We start from the raw sequence: 17,089 nt of genomic DNA on the forward strand, positions 1-17,089 counted from the left end.
GGCAACAGGACAACAAGACAACTCGGGGGTTCCGTGCTCTGGATAGGGCTGATAACAGTGGTGGCGGCGGTCGTCTGCGGCGCTCTGGCGCGTCGGTCGAACGGCCGTGTAAAGGCGCTGGAGAGCGTCGAGACGCTACCCGTGGGGGACCTCGAAGCGCTCCACGGAGCGGCGGCGGGTGCGGCGGGGGCCGGATTCTTCCGCCAGCCCTGCGAAGTCGTCGGCGCCGCCCGCCCGAACGAGGACGGCCCGCTCAGCTCCGAGCTGTCGCGGCTGGAGTGTGTCTGGCACCACCACAAGGTCACCCGCCGTTACGAGGAGACCTACCGCGACAGCGAAGGCAACCGCCGCCGCAGGACCAGGACCGAGGTGGTCGCCGACCACGCCACCACCACCCCCTTCTATGTCGAGGACGCCACCGGCAAGGTGCTCGTCGACCCGGGGAAGCAGAAGGTCGACGGTGCCGAGAAGGTCCAGGACACCTTCGAGGCGCACGAGCGCGGAAGCGGCGGAAAGATCAGCTTCGGAGCCCTCGAACTGCGTCTCGGCCCCCGGAGCGACACCATCGGCTTCGGCCGCGAGGAGTGGATCCTGCGCCCCGGTGCCCGGGTCTTCGTCCACGGTGAGGCCGGCGACGAAACGGGCCGGCTGGTGCTCGGCGCCCCGGCGGAAGGCGGTGTCTTCATCCTCTCCACGAAGACGGAGGGCCAGTTGGTCCGCCGCGAGAACAACCATGTCCTGGGCTGGGGCATCGGGGCGGGTGTGACGGGGACGGCGGCTGTGGTGCTGCTGATCCTGGCGGCGGTGCTCTGACGGCGCGGTTCTTTGACGGTGGTTCTTTGACGGAACCGGAGCCGGAACCGAAGCCGGACCGCCCCCGTATCCGTGAAAGCCGCGGCTACAGCAGGGCGACGGCGCGGCCGGAGACATCACCGGTCGTGAGCTTGTCGACGTACTGCGGGATCTCGTCGAACGTGATCGGGACGGTGTGGGAGCGCAGCCCGCCGGAGGCGATGAGCGCGAGAACGGCCTCCGCCTCGGACTTCTCGCCGTTGGACGCTCCGACGAGGGTGATCTCCTTCATCGTGATCTTCTGCATGGAGAGCGTCGCCGACTCGCGGGCCAGCCCGATCTGTACGATCCGGCCGCCGTGCTTGACGGCGTCGACGGCGGAGACGGTGGTCGTGCCGAAGCCCGCGAAGTCGATGATGACATCGAGCCCGGCGTCCTCGAAGTCACGGATGTCGGCGGACACACCGGCGACGCCGAGTTCCCGTACGCGCTCCCAGGCGGACTCGTTCACCTCGGCCACGTACACGGTCGCTCCGACGGCCTTCGCGATCTGCGCGCCCAGGGAGCCGAGACCGCCGAAGCCGATGATGCCGACGTTCATCCCGGCCGTCACCTGCCCGAACGTCTCGACGGCGCGGTAGGCGGTGCGCGCCGCGTCCATGGCGGGCGCGGCCTGTTCGAAGTCGACGTCGTCGGGGACATGGACGGCGAGGCGCGCCTCGACCGCGACATACTCCGCGAACCCGCCGTCCACGGCGGTGCCGGGGCCCTCCGTGGTGGCCGGGATGCCCACGCGGTCGCCGACGGCGAAGTCGGTGACGTCCCCGCCGACCGCCGTGACGACACCGGCGGTCTCGTGGCCGAGCACGATCGGGACGCGCCCGAGCAGTGGGGTGATGGTGCCGTCGATGAAGCTGACATCGCTGTGGCAGAGGCCGGCCGCCTTCACGGCGAGCACGATCTCGTGCGCGGCCGGAGTCGGTTCGGGCAGCTCGACAAGCCGCAGAGGTTCGTTCACACCGGTGAACTGCCATGCCCTCATGGTTGTTTCCTCTTCCTCGTGGGTTTCCCCTTGGACGTCGCCGCTCGGCACGGGACCTGGGCGGTCACACCGCGCCCGACGGCGTCTTCTATTATGGTACTCAGTACCACAACGTACTCCCCCCTGTCCGGGGACGGGAGTGGGGGGCGAGGAGCAGATGGACCCGACCGCGACGCCGCGACGCCGCTCTCCCGGCCGGCCGGCCGCGTCGTCCCGCGAGCACATCGAGGGCGTCGCGATCCGGCTCTTCCGCGAGCACGGTTACGCGGCCACCACGATCCCGATGATCGCCTCGGCCGCCGGGGTGAGCCGGACGAGTGTGTTCCGCTACTGGGGGACGAAGCCGGAGATCGTCTGGGGCGCGTTCGACCACCACACACGGCGCCTGGCCCGGCTTCTCGACGACAGCGCAGTGGACGACGGGCGGCCCACGATGCGCGTCGTACGGGAGTGTGTGGTCGAGAACCTCGCCCTGTCCATCGAGGACTCGGACCAGTGGATGGAACGCTTCGCGCTCCTCGACACCTCCCCCGAGCTGCGGTCCGAGGGGTCGGCGCACTGGCTCCGCTGGGCGGCCGTGGTGGCCGCGTTCGTCTCCCGGCGGCACGGTGTGCCCGAGGACGGTGTGGTCGCCCAGAGCATCGGCGCCGCCGTACAGGCCGCGTTCCTCGCCGTACTGCGGAGCTGGCTCCCCGAACCGCGGCCGTCCGCCGCCCTGCTGCCGGAGCTGGACCGCGCGCTCGCCCCGCTCTGCGACGCGCTGGAGGCATGGCTCGCCGGCACCGGCCGCGAGGGGTGAGACCGGGCGGTTGACGCGTTCAGCTCTCCGTGTCCGTCAGTCCCGTGACCCGCATCGTGATGTTCAGCCGTCCCCCGGCCATCCCGGTGGCCGCCGGGTCCCCGGTGCCCTCGTGGACCCTGGGCACGCCGTGGTGGATGTAGCGCGAGGGGCCGCCGAAGACGAACAGATCGCCGGAGGCCAGCTCGATATCGGTGTAGGGCCTGGTCCGGGTCTCGGTGTTGCCGACGCGGAAGACACAGGAGTCGCCGATGGACAGGGAGACGACCGGGGCGGCGGACCGCTCGTCCTTGTCCTGGTGCATGCCCATCCTGGCCTGCCCGTCGTAGAAATTGATCAGCGCCGTGTCCGGGGTGTACGCGGCGGCGGCGCTCTCGTCGCCGTACGCCGCCAGCAGCGCGCGGCGGCCCAGCCGGACCATCCAGTCGGGGAAGGCGGCGACCCGCCGCCCGTTCACATCGCCCGCGACACGGGTGTACGTGTACGGGCTCCAGTGCCAGCCGACGCACACCGTACGCACGGACATCACACCACCGCGCGGCAGCGTGGTGTGCCGGATCGGCACCGGGCCGCTCGCCCAGGCGCGGCACGCCGTGACGAGCGCGCGCTGCTCCTCCGGGGTGAGCCAGTCCGGCACATGGACGGCGCCCGGCGCGATCTCCCTGGTGGGGCGGGGGATCAGGGCGTTCACGCGGGCGCTTCGGCGGCGGGGCCGGTCCGGTGGGCGCTCTCCAGATCGAGGAGGTGCCGCTTGCGCTCCAGGCCGCCCGCGTAACCGGTGAGCGCGCCGTCGGCGCCGATCACCCGGTGGCAGGGGCGCACGACCAGCAGCGGGTTCGCGCCGATCGCCGTACCGACGGCGCGGACCGCGGCCCTCGGCGCGCCGATCCGGGCCGCGATGGCGCCGTAGCTGAGGGTCGTCCCGTACGGGATGCCGTCCAGGGCGCCCCACACCCGCCGCTGGAAGTCGCTGCCGCCGTCCGTGTACTCGATGTCGAAGCCGGTCAGCCGGCCGTCGAAGTACGCGCGCAGCTGGGCGGCGATCTCCGCGAACGCCCCGGCGTCCTCGGTCCAGTCCTCGCGCACGGTGGCGCCGCGCTTCTGACCGGGTACGGAGAGCGAGGTGAGCGCCGTGCCGCCCTTCGCGGTGGCCGACTCCCGCCCCGCCAGCAGCAGTTCGCCCAACGGGCTGTCGATCGTCGTGTGGACCGTTGTGTGGACCGTCATCGGTCTCGTTCCCTTCCGGCGCCCGGAGCCGCCTGTTGTCACGCTCCCAGTGTGTGCCGGGAGCGGCGGCCGTACTGGCGGAAAAACGACATCACGTTCCGCTGTGCCCCCTCGGCCCGCGCTCAGTGGGGCGACGACGGGGGTACGTCGGCCGTCAGGCCGCGCAGGAAGCCGTCGACCATGGACGTCTGGACGTCCTCGGGGAAGCGCTCCGGGTCGAAGAGCGCCTGGACGACCAGCCCGTGGACGAAGGCGACCGCCGTGGCGGCGAGCCGCTCCGGGTCGACGGCCGCCGGGAGCTGGCCCAGGTGGCGGGCGGCTTCGAGGTGCGGGCGGAGCAGGGCCCGCATCCGTGTGTAGCGGCCCGCCTGGTCGGCGCCGAGTCCCTCGTCGGCGAGCGCGAGGTCCCAGGAGCTGACCCAGACGCGGTTGCGCGCGGTGTCGTCGGGCGTGAGCGGCAGGATGTCCAGCAGCACCGCCCTGAGCGCGGGCAGTCCCTCGGCCGGTCTGCCGCGCCGCGGGCGGTTGGCGGTGCGCTTCTCCAGAACGTCCAACGCGTGTGCGACCAGCGCCCGTTTGGTCGGGAAGTAGTGCATGAGCATCCCGGTCGAGACACCCATCTCGGTGGCGACGGCACGCAGGGTGAGCCCGCCGAAGCCCTTGGCGGCGAGTGTCCGCCACACCGCCTCGGACACGTCCTCGCGGCGGGCGGCGCGGTCTCCAGGAGCTGGTGGCATGCTGTTATCTTACATACCGAACACTCGTTACGTACCGTCCCACGCCCTACGTCGAAGAGAGACCGTCGTGTTCGCGCTGCCCCTGGGCGACAACGCCCAGCTCCGCCCCCTCGAACCCTGGCAGGCGCCGGAGTTCCTCGCCCACATCGACCGCGCCCGCCCCAACGTGGACCCCTGGATACCCTGGGCGACACTCAGCACCGACCTGGCCTCGGCCACGGCGGTCCTCCAGCGCTACGCCGACAACCAGGCCAGGGACACCGCCCGGATCTACGGCATCTGGCTGGAGTCCACCCTGGTCGGCGGCGTCATGTTCACCTCGTTCGAGGCCGCCGCCGGGGTGTGCGAGGTCGGCTGCTGGCTGGAGGCCGCCGGGCAGGGCCGGGGCCTGGTCACCGCCGCGTCCCGGGCGCTGATCGACTGGGCGTTCCTGGAGCGCGGGATGAGCCGGGTCGAGTGGTGGGCCGCGGTCGGCAACACCCGCAGCTCGGAGGCCGCGCGCCGGCTCGGGATGACCCTCGACGGGGTGCTGCGGCAGCGCTACCCGTACCGGGGCGTCCGGCACGACAAGGAGATCTGGTCCGTGCTCCGCGACGAGTGGCCGACGGCGCCCGGGCCCGCGGTGCGTGGTTGACGGCGCCCGGGCCCGCCGCGCGCGGCTGACCGGCGCTGCTCTCGCGACCCGCCCTACCCCCGGCCCTCCGGCGGGCACCACTCGCCCGGCCCGCGCCGTACCCCGGCCGCGCCGGTCGCCCCGGCCACCCCGTCGACATAGCCGAGCAGCGCCTCGTCCCGGGCCGCGAGCCGTACGTCCCAGACATCGCCGCGCGGCCACGCCAGGGCCAGCAGCCCCTCGCCCGCGTACTGCGCGGTGAACAGCTCGGGTCCCGACAGCCGGCGCAACGGCGCGAGCAGCGGGCGGAGCTGATTCAGCGTCAGCCCGTCGGCCGCCGCGCCGTACCGCGCCCCCTCCACCGTCTCGTGCACCAGCAGCGCCGGCAGGAACTCCGACAGCCGCATCCCGTCGTCGTGCGGCTCCCAGCCCCCCTCGCCGTCGATCTCCCGGCGGTGCACCACCGGGTCCCCGTCCCCGGGCGCGGCCCCGAACTCCTGGTACTCGAAGTCGTCCACGCAGAAGGAGAGCTGCCCCTCGTCCTCGTAGAGGCCGCTCTCCGGCGCGACCTTGTGGTTGAACAGCACCGGCCGTGTGTACGGGGAGACCGCCGCATACCAGGCGCGCAGCGCCGGCGGCACCCGGCCGGGGGTGACAGGGGTGGCGGGGCGGTCCGGCGGGCCGTACCAGGCGGCGAGCAGGCCGCCGACGCCGCCCGCTCCGTCGAGGAGTTCGCGCATGCGGCTCAGTCTGCGCCCTGTCGGCCGGGAATCGGACACCGGGGCGGTTAGGGTCCCCGGACGGATTCCGGAGGGACGCGGCCGATGCACACCATCACCAACTGGCTCAGCGGGCTGTCGGGCCCGCTGGTCTACGCCGTGGTCGGCGCGATCGTCTTCTGCGAGGACGCGCTGTTCTTCGGCTTCGTCCTGCCCGGCGAGACCGCCGCCATCCTCGGCGGTGTGCTGGCCGGCCAGGGCGAGGTGTCGGTGTGGTGGATCACGGTGGTCGTGGTGTTCGCGGCGGTCCTCGGGGACAGTACCGGGTACGCGGTCACCCACCACTTCGGCGACCGCATCCTCACCACCCGCGTGCTGCGCCGCCGCCAGGACCGGATCGACCGCGCCCGCCGGATGATCGGCGAGCGCGGCGCGGCGGCGGTCTTCCTCGCCCGGTTCATCGCCTTCCTCCGGGCGCTGATGCCCGCGCTGGCGGGCCTCTCCGACATGCCGTACCGGCGGTTCCTGCTCTTCAACGCCCTGGGCGGGCTGTGCTGGGGGGTGAGCTGCACGGCGCTCGGCTACTTCGCCGGGGCCGCGTTCACCCGTATCGAGTCGAAGGTGGGGATGGTCGCGGCACTGGCGCTGCTGGCGGCGCTGCTCGTCGCGCTGGCCGTCCGGGCGTACCGCAGACGGCGCGGCGAGCGCGGCGGGCGGAAGGACGACCGGCCGTGAGCGGGCGCGCTCACGGATCGCGCCGGTGTACGGCGACCACGGTGACGACCACCGCCACGAGCGCCCAGAGCCCGTACACGGTCCACGCCCCGGTGAGCGTCCAGGGGTAGGGGACGTGCACGGGCGGGACGCCCAGTTGGGTCAGCCGTTCCCACGCTCCCTGGGGCAGCGCGTGCAGAACAGTGGCCGTCCAGTGGTTGCGCTCGTTGAAGAGGGACGGCAGCAGCAGAAGGACGAAGGTGAGGGTGACGACGGTGGCCGCCGTGTGCCGGACGATCGCGCCGATTCCCATGCCGACGAGCGCGCACACGGGCGCGAGCAGCGCGGAACCGACCACGGCGCGCAGTGCGCCCGGATAACCGATGGAGAGTCCGATGTCCCGGCCCGACAGAATGGCCTGGGAGACCCAGAACGAGAAGGCCGCGACGGCTGTCCCGTACGCCACCATCACCGCTGTCACCACGGCCGTCTTGGCCGCCACGACCGAACGGCGGGCGGGGACGGCCGCGAAGGTCGTGCGCAGCTGGCCGGTGCCGTACTCGCCGACGATCGTGAGTGCGCCGATGCTGCCCGTGATGAGCATCAGTGCCAGCCCGGAGCCGTCCGTGAAGGCGTTGCGTATCGACCAGCTCGGCACGTAGGAGGTCCGGATACCTTCCGGGTAGCGCGGCCAGTTGGTGTAGTCGGCGATGGTGGCGTTCACATTGATCCCGATGATGATCAGCGCGCCGACCGCCAGCGCCCACGGCGTCGACCGCAGCGACCACAACTTCATCCACTCGGCGGCGAGGAGATCGCGGAAGCGGGCGCGGGGCTCGGCCACCGCGGTGCGGGGTCCGGTCATCGGGGCTCTCCCGCGAGGTATTCGACGCTGTCGGCCGTGAGTTCCATGAAGGCTTCCTCCAACGAGGCGGTGCGCGGGGTGAGTTCCTCCAGCCGGACCCCGTGCCGGAAGGCCAGTTCGCCGACCCGGGCCGCGCTCGGCCCGGTCACCGTGAGCGCCCGGTCGCCGTCGGGCCGTACCACCGAGGAGGGCTCCGCCTCCAGCGCGGCCAGCAGGGCCGCCCGCCCGGTGGTGTCGTACGTACGCGCCCACACGCTCGGCGCGGTGGCGCGGGCGGCGAACTCCGCCACACTCTCGGCGGCGATCAGCTCGCCCCTGCCGATCACCACGAGATCGTCGGCGGTGTGTTCCATCTCGGTCATCAGATGGCTGGAGACAAACACCGTGCGCCCCTCGGCGGCCAGCCGCCGGAACAGCCCGCGCACCCACAACACCCCCTCCGGATCAAGGCCGTTGATCGGCTCGTCGAACAGCAGCACCGGCGGATCGCCGAGCAGCGCCGCCGCGATGCCGAGCCGCTGCCGCATGCCCAGCGAGAAGCCGCCGATCCGCCGCCGGCCGGCGGCGGCCAGCCCCACCTCCGCCAGCACCTCGTCCACCCGCCCTCGCGCGATGCCGTTGCTCCGGGCCAGGGCCGCCAGATGCGCCGCCGCCCGGCGTCCGCCGTGGACGTCCCCCGCGTCGAGCAGCGCACCGGCGTGGCGCAGCCCGCGCGGGCGGTCCCGGAACGGGCGGCCGTCGATGGTCGCCGTACCGGCGGTGGGTTCGCTCAGACCGAGGAGCATGCGCAGGGTGGTGCTCTTCCCGGCGCCGTTGGGTCCGAGGAAGCCGGTCACCCGGCCGGGGCGGACCGTGAAGGACAGGTTGTCGACGGCGGTGGTGTCGCCGTACCGCTTGGTGAGTTCGTTGACTTCGATCACCTGCCCCACGGTGCCGGGCGACGGCACCGGCCGGCATCGGCCCGTCGGCGGCATTCCGATGGCACGGGGTGGCCCCCGGGCGTACGCCCATGGGCCAATACCCCCGCGTGGGCACGGCACTTACCATCGGCGCATGGACGCCACCCCGGATCACCCGCGCGCCGCCGGCCGGCCGTCCGCGCGGACCGCCCTGGCCCTGGCCGGCTGCGCGGCGGTGGCGTACCCGGTGCTGCTGTTCTTCGCGGTGCGGGCCGGACCGGACAGGTCGGACGTGCTGCGGTTCGTGCTGGCGGCCCTTCTCACGGCGCTGCCCGTCGCCCTGCTGCGGCGCGCTCCGCTGCCCGCCCTGGCGCTGATGTCCGTCGGTGTGTTCGGAGCCGCGACGGCCGGGCCGCCCTGGGAGGTCGCGTATCTGCTGGTCCTCGTGAACGATGTCGCGGTTGGCCATGCGGTGGCCACCCGGCCGCGCCGCGTTGCGATTCCCGCCGCCGTGATGGTGCTCGGTGCGCAGATCGCCGCGGCGGCCCGTCTCGGCACCGGACGGAACATGTTCGTCAACACGGTCCTGGTGGTCGTTCTGGCGCTGGTGGCGGCCTGGGGCCTCGGCCACTCCGTCCGGCAGCGACGCGAACACGCCCTCGCGCTGCGCGAGCGGGTCGCCGAGCAGGCCGTCACCGCCGAACGGCTGCGGATCGCCCGCGAGTTGCACGACATGATCGCGCACAGCATCGGTGTGATCGCCATCCAGGCGGGGATGGGCAGCCGGGTCATCGACAACCGGCCCGCCGAGGCACGCCAAGCGCTGCGCACCATCGAGGCCACCAGCCGGGAGACCCTGGCGGGGCTGCGGCGGACCCTGGGGGCGCTGCGCCGCGATGAGCACGACCCTGACCGCCTGCCGCTCGAACCCGCCCCCGGGCTCGCCGGTCTCGACCGGCTGGCGGCGGCCACCCTGGACGCGGGGGTACGGGTCGAGGTGCGCCGGAGCGGGGAGCCGGCGGGCGGGGGCCCGCTGCCCGCCGATCTCGACCTCGCCGCGTTCCGGATCGTCCAGGAGGCACTGACCAATGTCGTACGGCACGCGCACACGGGGGAGTGTCTGGTGACGGTCGATCAGCGCGACGGCGAGCTGTCCGTCGAGATCACCGACGAGGGCCGCGGCGGCCTCGGTACGGGCGCCGGGTACGGGATCGCCGGTATGCGCGAACGGGTCGCGCTGTTGGACGGCCGGTTCTCCGCCGGGCCGCGTCCCGAGGGCGGATTCCGGGTGGCGGCGCGGCTGCCGGTGCCGATCGCGGCGTCGAACACCCCGGCGGAGGGGGCCCGATGAGCGGCGCTCCCGTCCGGGTGCTCCTCGCCGACGACCAGCCGCTGGTCCGGGCCGGGCTGCGGGTCCTGATGGCCGACACCCCCGGCCTAGAAGTGGTGGGCGAGGCGGGCACGGGCGCCGAGGCGGTCCGGCTGGCCGGGGAGGTCCGGCCCGATGTGGTGGTGATGGACATCCGGATGCCCGGTATGGACGGCATCGAGGCCACCCGTCACATCACGGAGGGGACCACCGGGGCACACGTCCTCGTGCTCACCACGTTCGACGACGACGCGTATGTGTACGGTGCGCTCCGCGCCGGCGCGAGCGGATTCCTCGTCAAGGACATGGCGCTTGACGACATCCTCGCGGCGGTCCGGGTGGTCGCCGCCGGGGACGCCCTGATCGCGCCGGGCGTCACCCGACGGCTGATCGGGGCGTTCGCGGCCCGGCCGGAGGCCCGTCCCGGATCCGCCGCGCGGACGCGCGCGCTCCCGGGCGTCACCGACCGGGAGCGCGAGGTGATGACGCTCGTCGGGCGCGGACTGTCCAACGCCGAGATCGCCGCCGAACTCTTCATCAGTGTGGCGACCGTCAAGGCACATGTGGCCCGGCTGTTCGCCAAACTCGACGCCCGGGACCGGGTCCACCTGGTCATCCTCGCCTACGACGCCGGCCTGGTGGCGCCGGGCTGAGAAGCTGCCCGAGGCGGTCCGTCAGCCCGCCAGTGCCGCCGACACCACCGCCTTCGCCTCCCGTTGGACCCGGCTCAGATGGTCCGGGCCGTGGAAGGACTCGGCGTAGATCTTGTAGACGTCCTCGGTGCCCGAGGGCCGGGCCGCGAACCAGGCGTTCTCCGTGGTCACCTTGATACCGCCGATGGCCTCGCCGTTGCCGGGCGCCTCGGTGAGTACGGCGGTGACCGGCTCCCCGGCCAGGGTGTCCGCGGCGAGCTGCGCGGGCGAGAGCCGGGCCAGCACCGCCTTCTCCGCCGGGGTCGCGGGCGCGTCGATCCGCGCGTACGCCGGCTCCCCGAAGCGCGCGGTGAGCGCCGCGTAGTGGGCGGAGGGCGAGGTGCCGGTGACGGCGAGGATCTCGGAGGCGAGCAGCGCCAGCAGGATGCCGTCCTTGTCGGTGGTCCACACCGACCCGTCGTGGCGCAGGAACGACGCGCCCGCCGACTCCTCGCCGCCGAACCCGAGCGAACCGTCGGCCAGTCCGTCCACGAACCACTTGAAGCCGACGGGCACTTCGACCAGCCGCCGGCCGAGGTCCGCCGCGACCCGGTCGATCATCCCGGACGACACCAGCGTCTTGCCGACGCCCGCGTCCGCGGGCCAGCGCTCGCGGTGGGCGTAGAGGTAGTTGATGGCGGTGGCGAGATAGTGGTTCGGGTTCATCAGCCCGCCGTCGGGCGTCACGATGCCGTGCCGGTCGGCGTCCGCGTCGTTGCCGGTGGCGATCTGATACGCGTCGCGCCGCTCGATCAGCGAGGCCATCGCGTACGGCGAGGAGCAGTCCATCCGGATCTTGCCGTCCCAGTCCAGCGTCATGAAGCGCCAGGTGGGATCGGTGAGCGGATTGACCACGGTGAGATCGAGCCGGTGCTGCTCGGCGATCCGCCCCCAGTACGCGACGGACGCGCCGCCCAGCGGGTCGGCGCCGATCCGTACCCCGGCCGCGCGCACCGCGGCCAGGTCGAGGACGGAGGGCAGGTCCGTCACGTACGTACCGAGGAAGTCGTAGCGGCCGGTGCCGTCCGCGGCGAGCGCGCGGAGGTACGGGATCCGGCGGACGTCCTTGAGGCCGCCCGCGATGATCTCGTTGGCGCGGTCCTGGATCCAGTTGGTCGCGGCGGAGCCGGCCGGGCCGCCGCTCGGCGGGTTGTACTTGAAGCCGCCGTCGGCGGGCGGGTTGTGGGACGGGGTGACCACCACACCGTCCGCGAGCCCGGTGGCGCGGCCCCGGTTGTGGGTGACGACGGCGTGCGAGACGGCGGGGGTGGGTGTGTAGCCGTCGGCGGTGTCGACGAGCACCGTCACCCCGTTGGCGGCGAACACCTCGACGGCGGTCACCTGCGCGGGCTCGGAGAGCGCGTGGGTGTCGGCGCCCAGGAAGAGCGGCCCGTCGGTGCCCTGCCGGGTCCGGTACTCGCAGATCGCCTGGCTGGTCGCGGCGATGTGATCCTCGTTGAACGCGGTGGCGAACGAGGACCCGCGGTGCCCCGAGGTCCCGAACGCCACGCGCTGTGACGGCTCCTCGGGGTCCGGGTGCAGCGCGTAGTACGCGGTCACCAGCCCGGCGACATCGATGAGATCCTCCGGCCGCGCCGGCTGTCCCGCTCGTTCGTGCGGCATCTGCGCACTCCTCCACATCGGTTGTACCGGATACGTCGGTTGCATCGGTTGCATCGGTTGCATCGGTTTGCCGGTATCGCTTCGTGTGTTCATCTTCGCGCGGGCGCGCGCGTGGCCGGCGCTCGCCCCGCCGCGGGTGCCTCAGTCCGGCGCGACCGTCGAGTCACGCACCATCAGCTCCGGGGCGAAGCGCCGGGACCGGGCCGGGCGGCCCTCGATCTGTCCCACCAGCGCCGCCGCCGCCCGCTCGCCCATGTCCCGCATCGGCGAGCGAACAGAGGTGAGGGGAATGGGCAGTTGGGCGGAGAGCGGTACGTCGTTGAAGCCGGCCACCGCGATGTCCCGGCCCGGTGTCAGACCGGACGCGCGCAGCGCGCCCATCACCCCGATCGCGGCGAAGTCGTTGACGGCGAAGACGGCGGTGGGACGCGGCTCGGCGGCCAGCAGCCGGTGCGCGGCCCGCTCCCCGCCGTGTACGTCGAAGGGCGCGTTGACGATCAGCTCGGGGGGCACCGGTATGCCCGCCCTGGCGAACGCGTCGGTGAAGCCCTTGGTCCGCTCGACCCCGGTGGAGGCGTACGCCTCGCCCGCCACGACCCCCACCCGGCGGTGCCCGAGGGCCAGCAGATGCTCCGCGACCAGCCGCCCGCCGACGAGATCGTCGCAGGTGAAGGAGGGGACACCACGCAGTCGCCGGGACACCAGCACCACCGGTACACCGCGTGCCACCAGCTCCGGTGCCAGGGTGGTGTCACCGCGCGCGTCGCCGAGGAGGAGACCGTCGACCCGGAGCGCGAGCAGCCGCTCCACCTTGGCGCGCTGGACGGCCGGGTCGTCGCCCGTGTTGGCGACCACGGCCTGGTAGCCGGCCGCCGCCGCGCCGGCCTCGATGCCCTCGTAGACCGTGGCCAGCACGATGTCGGTGAGCCGGGGGACCAGCACCCCCAGCAGCCGGGAGCGGCCGGTGCGCAGGCTGGAGGCGGCCGGGTTCACCACATAGCCGAGGCGCCGGGCGGACTCCCGTACCCGGTCGGCGGTGGCGGCCCCCACCCCGGCGCCGTCGCGCAGCGCCCGGGAGGCGGTGGACTGGTGGACACCCGCGTCGGCCGCCACATCGGCCAGGGTCACACCGCTCTCCGCGGGGTCGCGCGGCTCGCGGGTGTCTGCGGGCTGTCGTCTCACGGGCGCCTCTCCTCGTTCCCGCCGGCGTTTCCGCCGACGAATTTCCGGAACCATCATCTTCCATGAAGATCCGATTACGGGGGTTGCCCTCCGGGGTGGGTATGGAGCACAGTTGCGCAATCGTTCTCGCAATCGATTGTGGAGCCTCGCATGCAGCTGCGTCTCATCGGTACGGGTGGCACCATCGCCAGCCGCTCCACACCCGCCGGCCGGGTCGCCTCCGTCGGTGTGAAGGAGCTGCTGGAGACGGCCCGGACCCTCCAGGTGCCGGAGTCCGCGCAGATCACCTGCGACGAGATCGGTCTGCGCGCCAGCTTCGCGCTCGGTCTGCCCGACCTCGCCCGGCTGGCCGGCGCGGTGGGCGACAGCCTGGCCGACGGCGCCGACGCGGTGGTCGTCACACACGGCACGGACTCCATGGAGGAGACCGCCTTCGCGCTCGCCCTCGTCCACGCGGACGACCGGCCCATCGTGCTGACCGGCGCGCAGCGGCCCTCCGACGACCCGGCCGCCGACGGGCCGCGCAATCTCGCCACCGCCCTGACCTGGGCCGTTCACCCCGCCGCCCGGAACCACGGGGTCAGCGCGGTCTTCGACGGGGCCGTCTGGCCGGCCATCGGGCTGCGCAAGACCGACACCCTCGCGCCTGCCGCGTTCGGCGCGCCGGGCCGCGGCCCGCTCGCCCGGGTGGACGACGGCCGGATCCGGCTGATCGGCCGCCCCCCGCGCCCCGCCGCGCTGATCACGGCCGACGACCTGGCCCGGCTGCCCCGGGTCGATGTTGTCCCGCTCTACATCGGCTGTGACACCGCCCTGCTGGACGCGGCCGTGGCCGCCGGGGCGCAGGGCATCGTGCTCTGCGCCTTCGGCGCGGGGAACGCCCCGCCCGAGGTGACCGAGGCCGTCGGCCGGCTGGTCGCGGACGGCGTCGCGGTCGCCGTCGCCAGCCGGGTCCCGGCCGGGGCCACCTCCGCCGCGTACGGTGCCGGCGGCGGTGCCGATCTGCTCCGCGCGGGCGCGGTCTTCGCGGCCGACCTCTCGCCGTGGCAGCTGCGGCTGCTCCTCGCCGCCGCGCTGCACCGCTCGACGGGCCGGGGCCCGGCGGGGGCCGCCGAGGTGATCCGCGCCTGGCTGGCCGGAGCCGGACACCAGCCGAACTGACCACACACCACCCCCCCCCTGGAAACACCACCCGGAACACACCGACAGACCGACAGACGAGCAACACACTCACACTGACAGGAGAAGTGTCATGCCGAAAGAGATCCTCGTGGCGTACGGAGTCGACGTCGACGCGGTCGGCGGCTGGCTGGGTTCGTACGGGGGAGAGGACTCGCCCTGCGACATCTCCCGCGGCCTGTTCGCGGGCGAGGTGGGCGTCCCCCGCATGCTGGAGCTGTTCCGCCGCCGCGGACTGCCCAGCACCTGGTTCTGGCCGGGTCACTCGATCGAGACCTTCCCGGCCGAGTTCGAGGCGTGTACGGCCGCCGGCCACGAGATCGGGGTGCACGGCTACAGCCACGAGAACCCGATCGCGATGAGCCGGACCCAGGAGTCCGACATCCTCGACCACTGCATCGACCTCATCTCCACCCGCACCGGCCGCCGTCCCACCGGCTATGTCGCGCCCTGGTGGGAGTTCTCCGGTGTCACCAACGAACTCCTGCTGGAACGCGGCATCACCTACGACCACTCCCTGATGCACCGGGACTTCGAGCCCTACTACGTCCGGGTCGGCGACAGCTGGACGAAGATCGACTACGACCGGCCCGCCCGGGAGTGGATGAAGCCGCTGGAGCGCGGCGAGGAGACCGATCTGGTGGAGATCCCGGCCAGCTGGTACCTCGACGACCTGCCCCCGATGATGTTCATCAAGGCCAGCCCCAACAGCCACGGCTTTGTCAGCCCCCGCCACCTCGAAGAGATGTGGCGCGACCAGTTCGACTGGGTCTACCGCGAGCACGACTACGCGGTTTTCACCATGACCGTCCACCCCGATGTGTCGGGCCGGCCGCAGAACCTGCTGATGCACGAGCGGCTGATCGACCACATCAGCGCACACCCCGGGGTCCGCTGGGTCACCTTCGACGAGATCGCCACTGATTTCGTCGCCCGCCGCCCCCGCGCCTGACCTCTCGACGCGCCCCCCGCGCCCGGCCCCGCGGACCCACCCCGCCACCGGCCGCGCCTGTACGTACCCCTTTCTCCGCCGGTCTCCGGCGTACGGCCACATCCCCGGGCCGGCGCCGGAGGACCCGCGTCCCGCTCGGCCCTCCCGCTCCACCCCGGCGGTCACACCGCCCCCGCGCCGCAGTCGCGCCCCCGTCCCCACTCCTCCTCGCCGGAGATCGCCATGTCCTCTTCCACCACACCGCCCACCACCACCACACCGTCCAACACACCGACGGCCGTCATAGCCGACGGTGTGGGCGAGCAGCGTCCCGATCCGGCGCTCCCGTCCCGCAAGCTGGTCGTCCGCGCCTCGGTGATCTGCTTCCTGGCCTGGGTCTTCAGCGTCTACGACTTCACCCTCTTCGGCACCCTGCTGCCCAAGATCTCCGAGGACTTCGGCTGGTCCAACGCCACCGCGGCCAATGTCGTCACCGGGGTCACGGCCGGCACCTTCGTGGTCTCGCTCTGCGTCGGCCCGATCCTCGACCGCTTCGGCCGCCGCCCGGCCCTCATGATCACCTCGGCCGGCGCCGCCTTCACCTCCGCCGCCACCGCCCTGGTCATGGGCCCGGTCTCGATGGTCGCCGTACGCGCCTTCTCCGGCTTCGGCTACTCGGAAGAGGTCGTCAACACCGTCTATCTCAAGGAGATCTACGGCAAACACCCCCGGCGCGGGCTGTACTTCAGCTTCGTCCAGAGCGGCTGGCCGGTCGGCGCGCTCGTCGGCGCCGGTGTGACCGCCCTGACCCTGCCGACCTTCGGCTGGCGCGGCAGCTTCGTCATCGCCGCCGTCCCCGCCCTGGTCATCGCCGTACTGATGCGGACCCTGCCCGAGTCCCCGGTCTTCCTCGGGCTCAAGAAGGCCCGCGCCCTGCGCGCCGAGGGCCGTACGGCCGAGGCCGTCGCCGTGGAGCGGTCGGCCGGGATCGAGAGCGACGCCCGCAAGCCCGGGCTGCGCGAGGTCTTCGCCCCCGCGCTGCGCCGTCACACGCTCTGTCTCTCGGCGGCCTGGCTGCTCAACTGGATGGGCATCCAGATCTTCTCGGTGCTGGGCACCACGGTGCTCGTCGAGGCCAAGGGCGTCTCCTTCAGCAGCGCGCTGCTCGTCCTCGTCCTCGCCAACCTGGCCGGCTTCTTCGGCTATGTCTTCCACGGCTGGCTCGGCGACCGCGTCGGCCGCCGTACCACCATCATCATCGGCTGGACCTGCGGCGGCGCGGCGATGACCGCGATGCTCTTCGGGCCCACCACCACCGGCGCGGTGATCGCCCTGTACGCGCTCGGGCTGTTCTTCCTGACCGGTCCCTACTCGGCGATGCTCTTCTACATGAGCGAGTCGTTCCCGGAGCAGGTGCGCGGGCTCGGCGCCAACGTCGCCCACACCATGGGGCCGATCGGGGCCATCGTCGGCTCGGCGCTGCTCGGCGCGCTGCTCGGGGCGGGGGTCTCGATGACCATGGCGGCGTTCGTCGCCGGAGCCGTCGGCATCTTCGGCTCCGGACTGGTGATGCTCGGCGCGCGCCGCGACGAGCGCGCCACCGCGCCGGACGCGCTGCCCACGGCCGCCTGACCACACGCACCGTCCACACGCACCGTCCACACCGATACGCACGCGGCACTCACACCGCAGCACGCACACCGCAC

Annotated in this window: 18 protein-coding genes; 9 read left to right on the forward strand and 9 right to left on the reverse strand. The window is 72.8% G+C overall.

Annotation, left to right across the window (positions count from 1 at the left end; genetic code table 11):
- Positions 1-33 precede the first annotated feature (33 nt).
- Entirely contained in the window at positions 34-813 is a 780-nt protein-coding gene (locus DVK44_RS31360) for a GIDE domain-containing protein (RefSeq protein ID WP_114664001.1), read from the forward strand.
- A gap of 85 nt (positions 814-898) precedes the next feature.
- Here DVK44_RS31360 and DVK44_RS31365 read toward each other — a convergent pair whose 3' ends face one another.
- Positions 899-1,834 carry a zinc-binding dehydrogenase gene (locus DVK44_RS31365; RefSeq protein WP_114664002.1) on the reverse strand — a complete coding sequence of 312 codons (936 nt, stop codon included), beginning with the start codon at positions 1,832-1,834 and terminating at the stop codon, positions 899-901.
- 157 nt (positions 1,835-1,991) lie between these two features.
- Here DVK44_RS31365 and DVK44_RS31370 point away from each other — a divergent pair, with 157 nt between their 5' ends.
- Positions 1,992-2,633: an acyl-CoA-like ligand-binding transcription factor gene (locus DVK44_RS31370; protein ID WP_162794140.1), complete on the forward strand. Its 642-nt coding sequence runs from the start codon at positions 1,992-1,994 to the stop codon at positions 2,631-2,633.
- Positions 2,634-2,652: 19 nt separating this feature from the next.
- Here DVK44_RS31370 and DVK44_RS31375 read toward each other — a convergent pair whose 3' ends face one another.
- The 3 genes from DVK44_RS31375 to DVK44_RS31385 all read right to left on the reverse strand — a co-directional run bounded on the left by DVK44_RS31375 (position 2,653) and on the right by DVK44_RS31385 (position 4,597).
- A complete protein-coding gene (locus tag DVK44_RS31375; RefSeq protein ID WP_114664004.1) occupies positions 2,653-3,324 on the reverse strand; it encodes an alpha-ketoglutarate-dependent dioxygenase AlkB family protein in 672 nt (223 codons plus the stop codon).
- A complete protein-coding gene (locus tag DVK44_RS31380) occupies positions 3,321-3,860 on the reverse strand; it encodes a methylated-DNA--[protein]-cysteine S-methyltransferase (RefSeq protein WP_114664005.1) in 540 nt (179 codons plus the stop codon). The genes DVK44_RS31375 and DVK44_RS31380 overlap by 4 nt, the downstream gene beginning before the upstream one ends.
- Positions 3,861-3,982: 122 nt before the next feature.
- Positions 3,983-4,597 (reverse strand): TetR/AcrR family transcriptional regulator, encoded by a 615-nt coding sequence (locus tag DVK44_RS31385; RefSeq protein WP_114664006.1) that lies wholly within the window; start codon positions 4,595-4,597, stop codon positions 3,983-3,985.
- 67 nt (positions 4,598-4,664) lie between these two features.
- On the opposite strand from DVK44_RS31385, the gene DVK44_RS31390 reads away from it, so the two are divergent.
- On the forward strand, positions 4,665-5,231 hold the full coding sequence (locus DVK44_RS31390) for a GNAT family N-acetyltransferase (protein ID WP_114664007.1): 567 nt from the start codon (positions 4,665-4,667) through the stop codon (positions 5,229-5,231).
- Between the two features lie 53 nt (positions 5,232-5,284).
- Here the strand turns inward: DVK44_RS31390 and DVK44_RS31395 are convergent, their stop codons facing one another.
- Positions 5,285-5,950, reverse strand: a complete 666-nt coding sequence (locus DVK44_RS31395; protein ID WP_114664008.1) for a hypothetical protein — start codon at positions 5,948-5,950, stop codon at positions 5,285-5,287.
- Between the two features lie 84 nt (positions 5,951-6,034).
- On the opposite strand from DVK44_RS31395, the gene DVK44_RS31400 reads away from it, so the two are divergent.
- A complete protein-coding gene (locus DVK44_RS31400) occupies positions 6,035-6,664 on the forward strand; it encodes a DedA family protein (RefSeq protein ID WP_114664009.1) in 630 nt (209 codons plus the stop codon).
- A gap of 10 nt (positions 6,665-6,674) precedes the next feature.
- Here DVK44_RS31400 and DVK44_RS31405 read toward each other — a convergent pair whose 3' ends face one another.
- Complete coding sequence (locus DVK44_RS31405) at positions 6,675-7,508, reverse strand: ABC transporter permease (RefSeq protein ID WP_114664010.1); 834 nt, start codon at positions 7,506-7,508, stop codon at positions 6,675-6,677.
- Positions 7,505-8,428 (reverse strand): ABC transporter ATP-binding protein, encoded by a 924-nt coding sequence (locus DVK44_RS31410; RefSeq protein WP_181957572.1) that lies wholly within the window; start codon positions 8,426-8,428, stop codon positions 7,505-7,507. Before DVK44_RS31410 ends, DVK44_RS31405 begins: the two co-directional genes overlap by 4 nt.
- A gap of 133 nt (positions 8,429-8,561) precedes the next feature.
- Here DVK44_RS31410 and DVK44_RS31415 point away from each other — a divergent pair, with 133 nt between their 5' ends.
- Positions 8,562-9,758, forward strand: coding sequence for a sensor histidine kinase (locus tag DVK44_RS31415; RefSeq protein WP_114664011.1), 1,197 nt, complete (start codon positions 8,562-8,564; stop codon positions 9,756-9,758).
- A complete protein-coding gene (locus DVK44_RS31420; RefSeq protein ID WP_114664012.1) occupies positions 9,755-10,429 on the forward strand; it encodes a response regulator in 675 nt (224 codons plus the stop codon). The genes DVK44_RS31415 and DVK44_RS31420 overlap by 4 nt, the downstream gene beginning before the upstream one ends.
- A 21-nt stretch (positions 10,430-10,450) precedes the next feature.
- Here the strand turns inward: DVK44_RS31420 and pgm are convergent, their stop codons facing one another.
- Positions 10,451-12,091: a phosphoglucomutase (alpha-D-glucose-1,6-bisphosphate-dependent) gene (gene pgm / locus DVK44_RS31425; RefSeq protein ID WP_114664013.1), complete on the reverse strand. Its 1,641-nt coding sequence runs from the start codon at positions 12,089-12,091 to the stop codon at positions 10,451-10,453.
- A gap of 141 nt (positions 12,092-12,232) precedes the next feature.
- Entirely contained in the window at positions 12,233-13,273 is a 1,041-nt protein-coding gene (locus DVK44_RS31430) for a LacI family DNA-binding transcriptional regulator (protein ID WP_228447445.1), read from the reverse strand.
- A gap of 150 nt (positions 13,274-13,423) precedes the next feature.
- Between DVK44_RS31430 and DVK44_RS31435 the strand changes: the two genes are divergently transcribed.
- The 3 genes from DVK44_RS31435 (at position 13,424) to DVK44_RS31445 (ending at position 17,015) form a co-directional block, all read left to right on the forward strand.
- Positions 13,424-14,434 (forward strand): asparaginase, encoded by a 1,011-nt coding sequence (locus tag DVK44_RS31435; RefSeq protein WP_114664014.1) that lies wholly within the window; start codon positions 13,424-13,426, stop codon positions 14,432-14,434.
- A 91-nt stretch (positions 14,435-14,525) separates the two neighbouring features.
- Entirely contained in the window at positions 14,526-15,404 is an 879-nt protein-coding gene (locus DVK44_RS31440) for a polysaccharide deacetylase family protein (RefSeq protein ID WP_114664015.1), read from the forward strand.
- Between the two features lie 222 nt (positions 15,405-15,626).
- The gene (locus tag DVK44_RS31445; protein WP_114664016.1) at positions 15,627-17,015 is read left to right on the forward strand and encodes an MFS transporter; all 1,389 of its coding nucleotides are present in this window, start codon (positions 15,627-15,629) and stop codon (positions 17,013-17,015) included.
- Positions 17,016-17,089 lie beyond the last annotated feature (74 nt).

It is taken from the genome of Streptomyces paludis (genome assembly GCF_003344965.1).
GTDB classification, from domain to species: domain Bacteria; phylum Actinomycetota; class Actinomycetes; order Streptomycetales; family Streptomycetaceae; genus Streptomyces; species Streptomyces paludis.

Coding starts and splice junctions, on each gene's coding strand:
- DVK44_RS31365 (WP_114664002.1), bottom strand. CDS start 1,834: ATGAGGGCATGGCAGTTCACCGGTGTGAACGAACCTCTGCGGCTTGTC.
- DVK44_RS31370 (WP_162794140.1), top strand. CDS start 1,992: ATGGACCCGACCGCGACGCCGCGACGCCGCTCTCCCGGCCGGCCGGCC.
- DVK44_RS31380 (WP_114664005.1), bottom strand. CDS start 3,860: ATGACGGTCCACACAACGGTCCACACGACGATCGACAGCCCGTTGGGC.
- DVK44_RS31385 (WP_114664006.1), bottom strand. CDS start 4,597: ATGCCACCAGCTCCTGGAGACCGCGCCGCCCGCCGCGAGGACGTGTCC.
- DVK44_RS31395 (WP_114664008.1), bottom strand. CDS start 5,950: ATGCGCGAACTCCTCGACGGAGCGGGCGGCGTCGGCGGCCTGCTCGCC.
- DVK44_RS31400 (WP_114664009.1), top strand. CDS start 6,035: ATGCACACCATCACCAACTGGCTCAGCGGGCTGTCGGGCCCGCTGGTC.
- DVK44_RS31405 (WP_114664010.1), bottom strand. CDS start 7,508: ATGACCGGACCCCGCACCGCGGTGGCCGAGCCCCGCGCCCGCTTCCGC.
- DVK44_RS31415 (WP_114664011.1), top strand. CDS start 8,562: ATGGACGCCACCCCGGATCACCCGCGCGCCGCCGGCCGGCCGTCCGCG.
- DVK44_RS31420 (WP_114664012.1), top strand. CDS start 9,755: ATGAGCGGCGCTCCCGTCCGGGTGCTCCTCGCCGACGACCAGCCGCTG.
- pgm (WP_114664013.1), bottom strand. CDS start 12,091: ATGCCGCACGAACGAGCGGGACAGCCGGCGCGGCCGGAGGATCTCATC.
- DVK44_RS31435 (WP_114664014.1), top strand. CDS start 13,424: ATGCAGCTGCGTCTCATCGGTACGGGTGGCACCATCGCCAGCCGCTCC.
- DVK44_RS31440 (WP_114664015.1), top strand. CDS start 14,526: ATGCCGAAAGAGATCCTCGTGGCGTACGGAGTCGACGTCGACGCGGTC.
- DVK44_RS31445 (WP_114664016.1), top strand. CDS start 15,627: ATGTCCTCTTCCACCACACCGCCCACCACCACCACACCGTCCAACACA.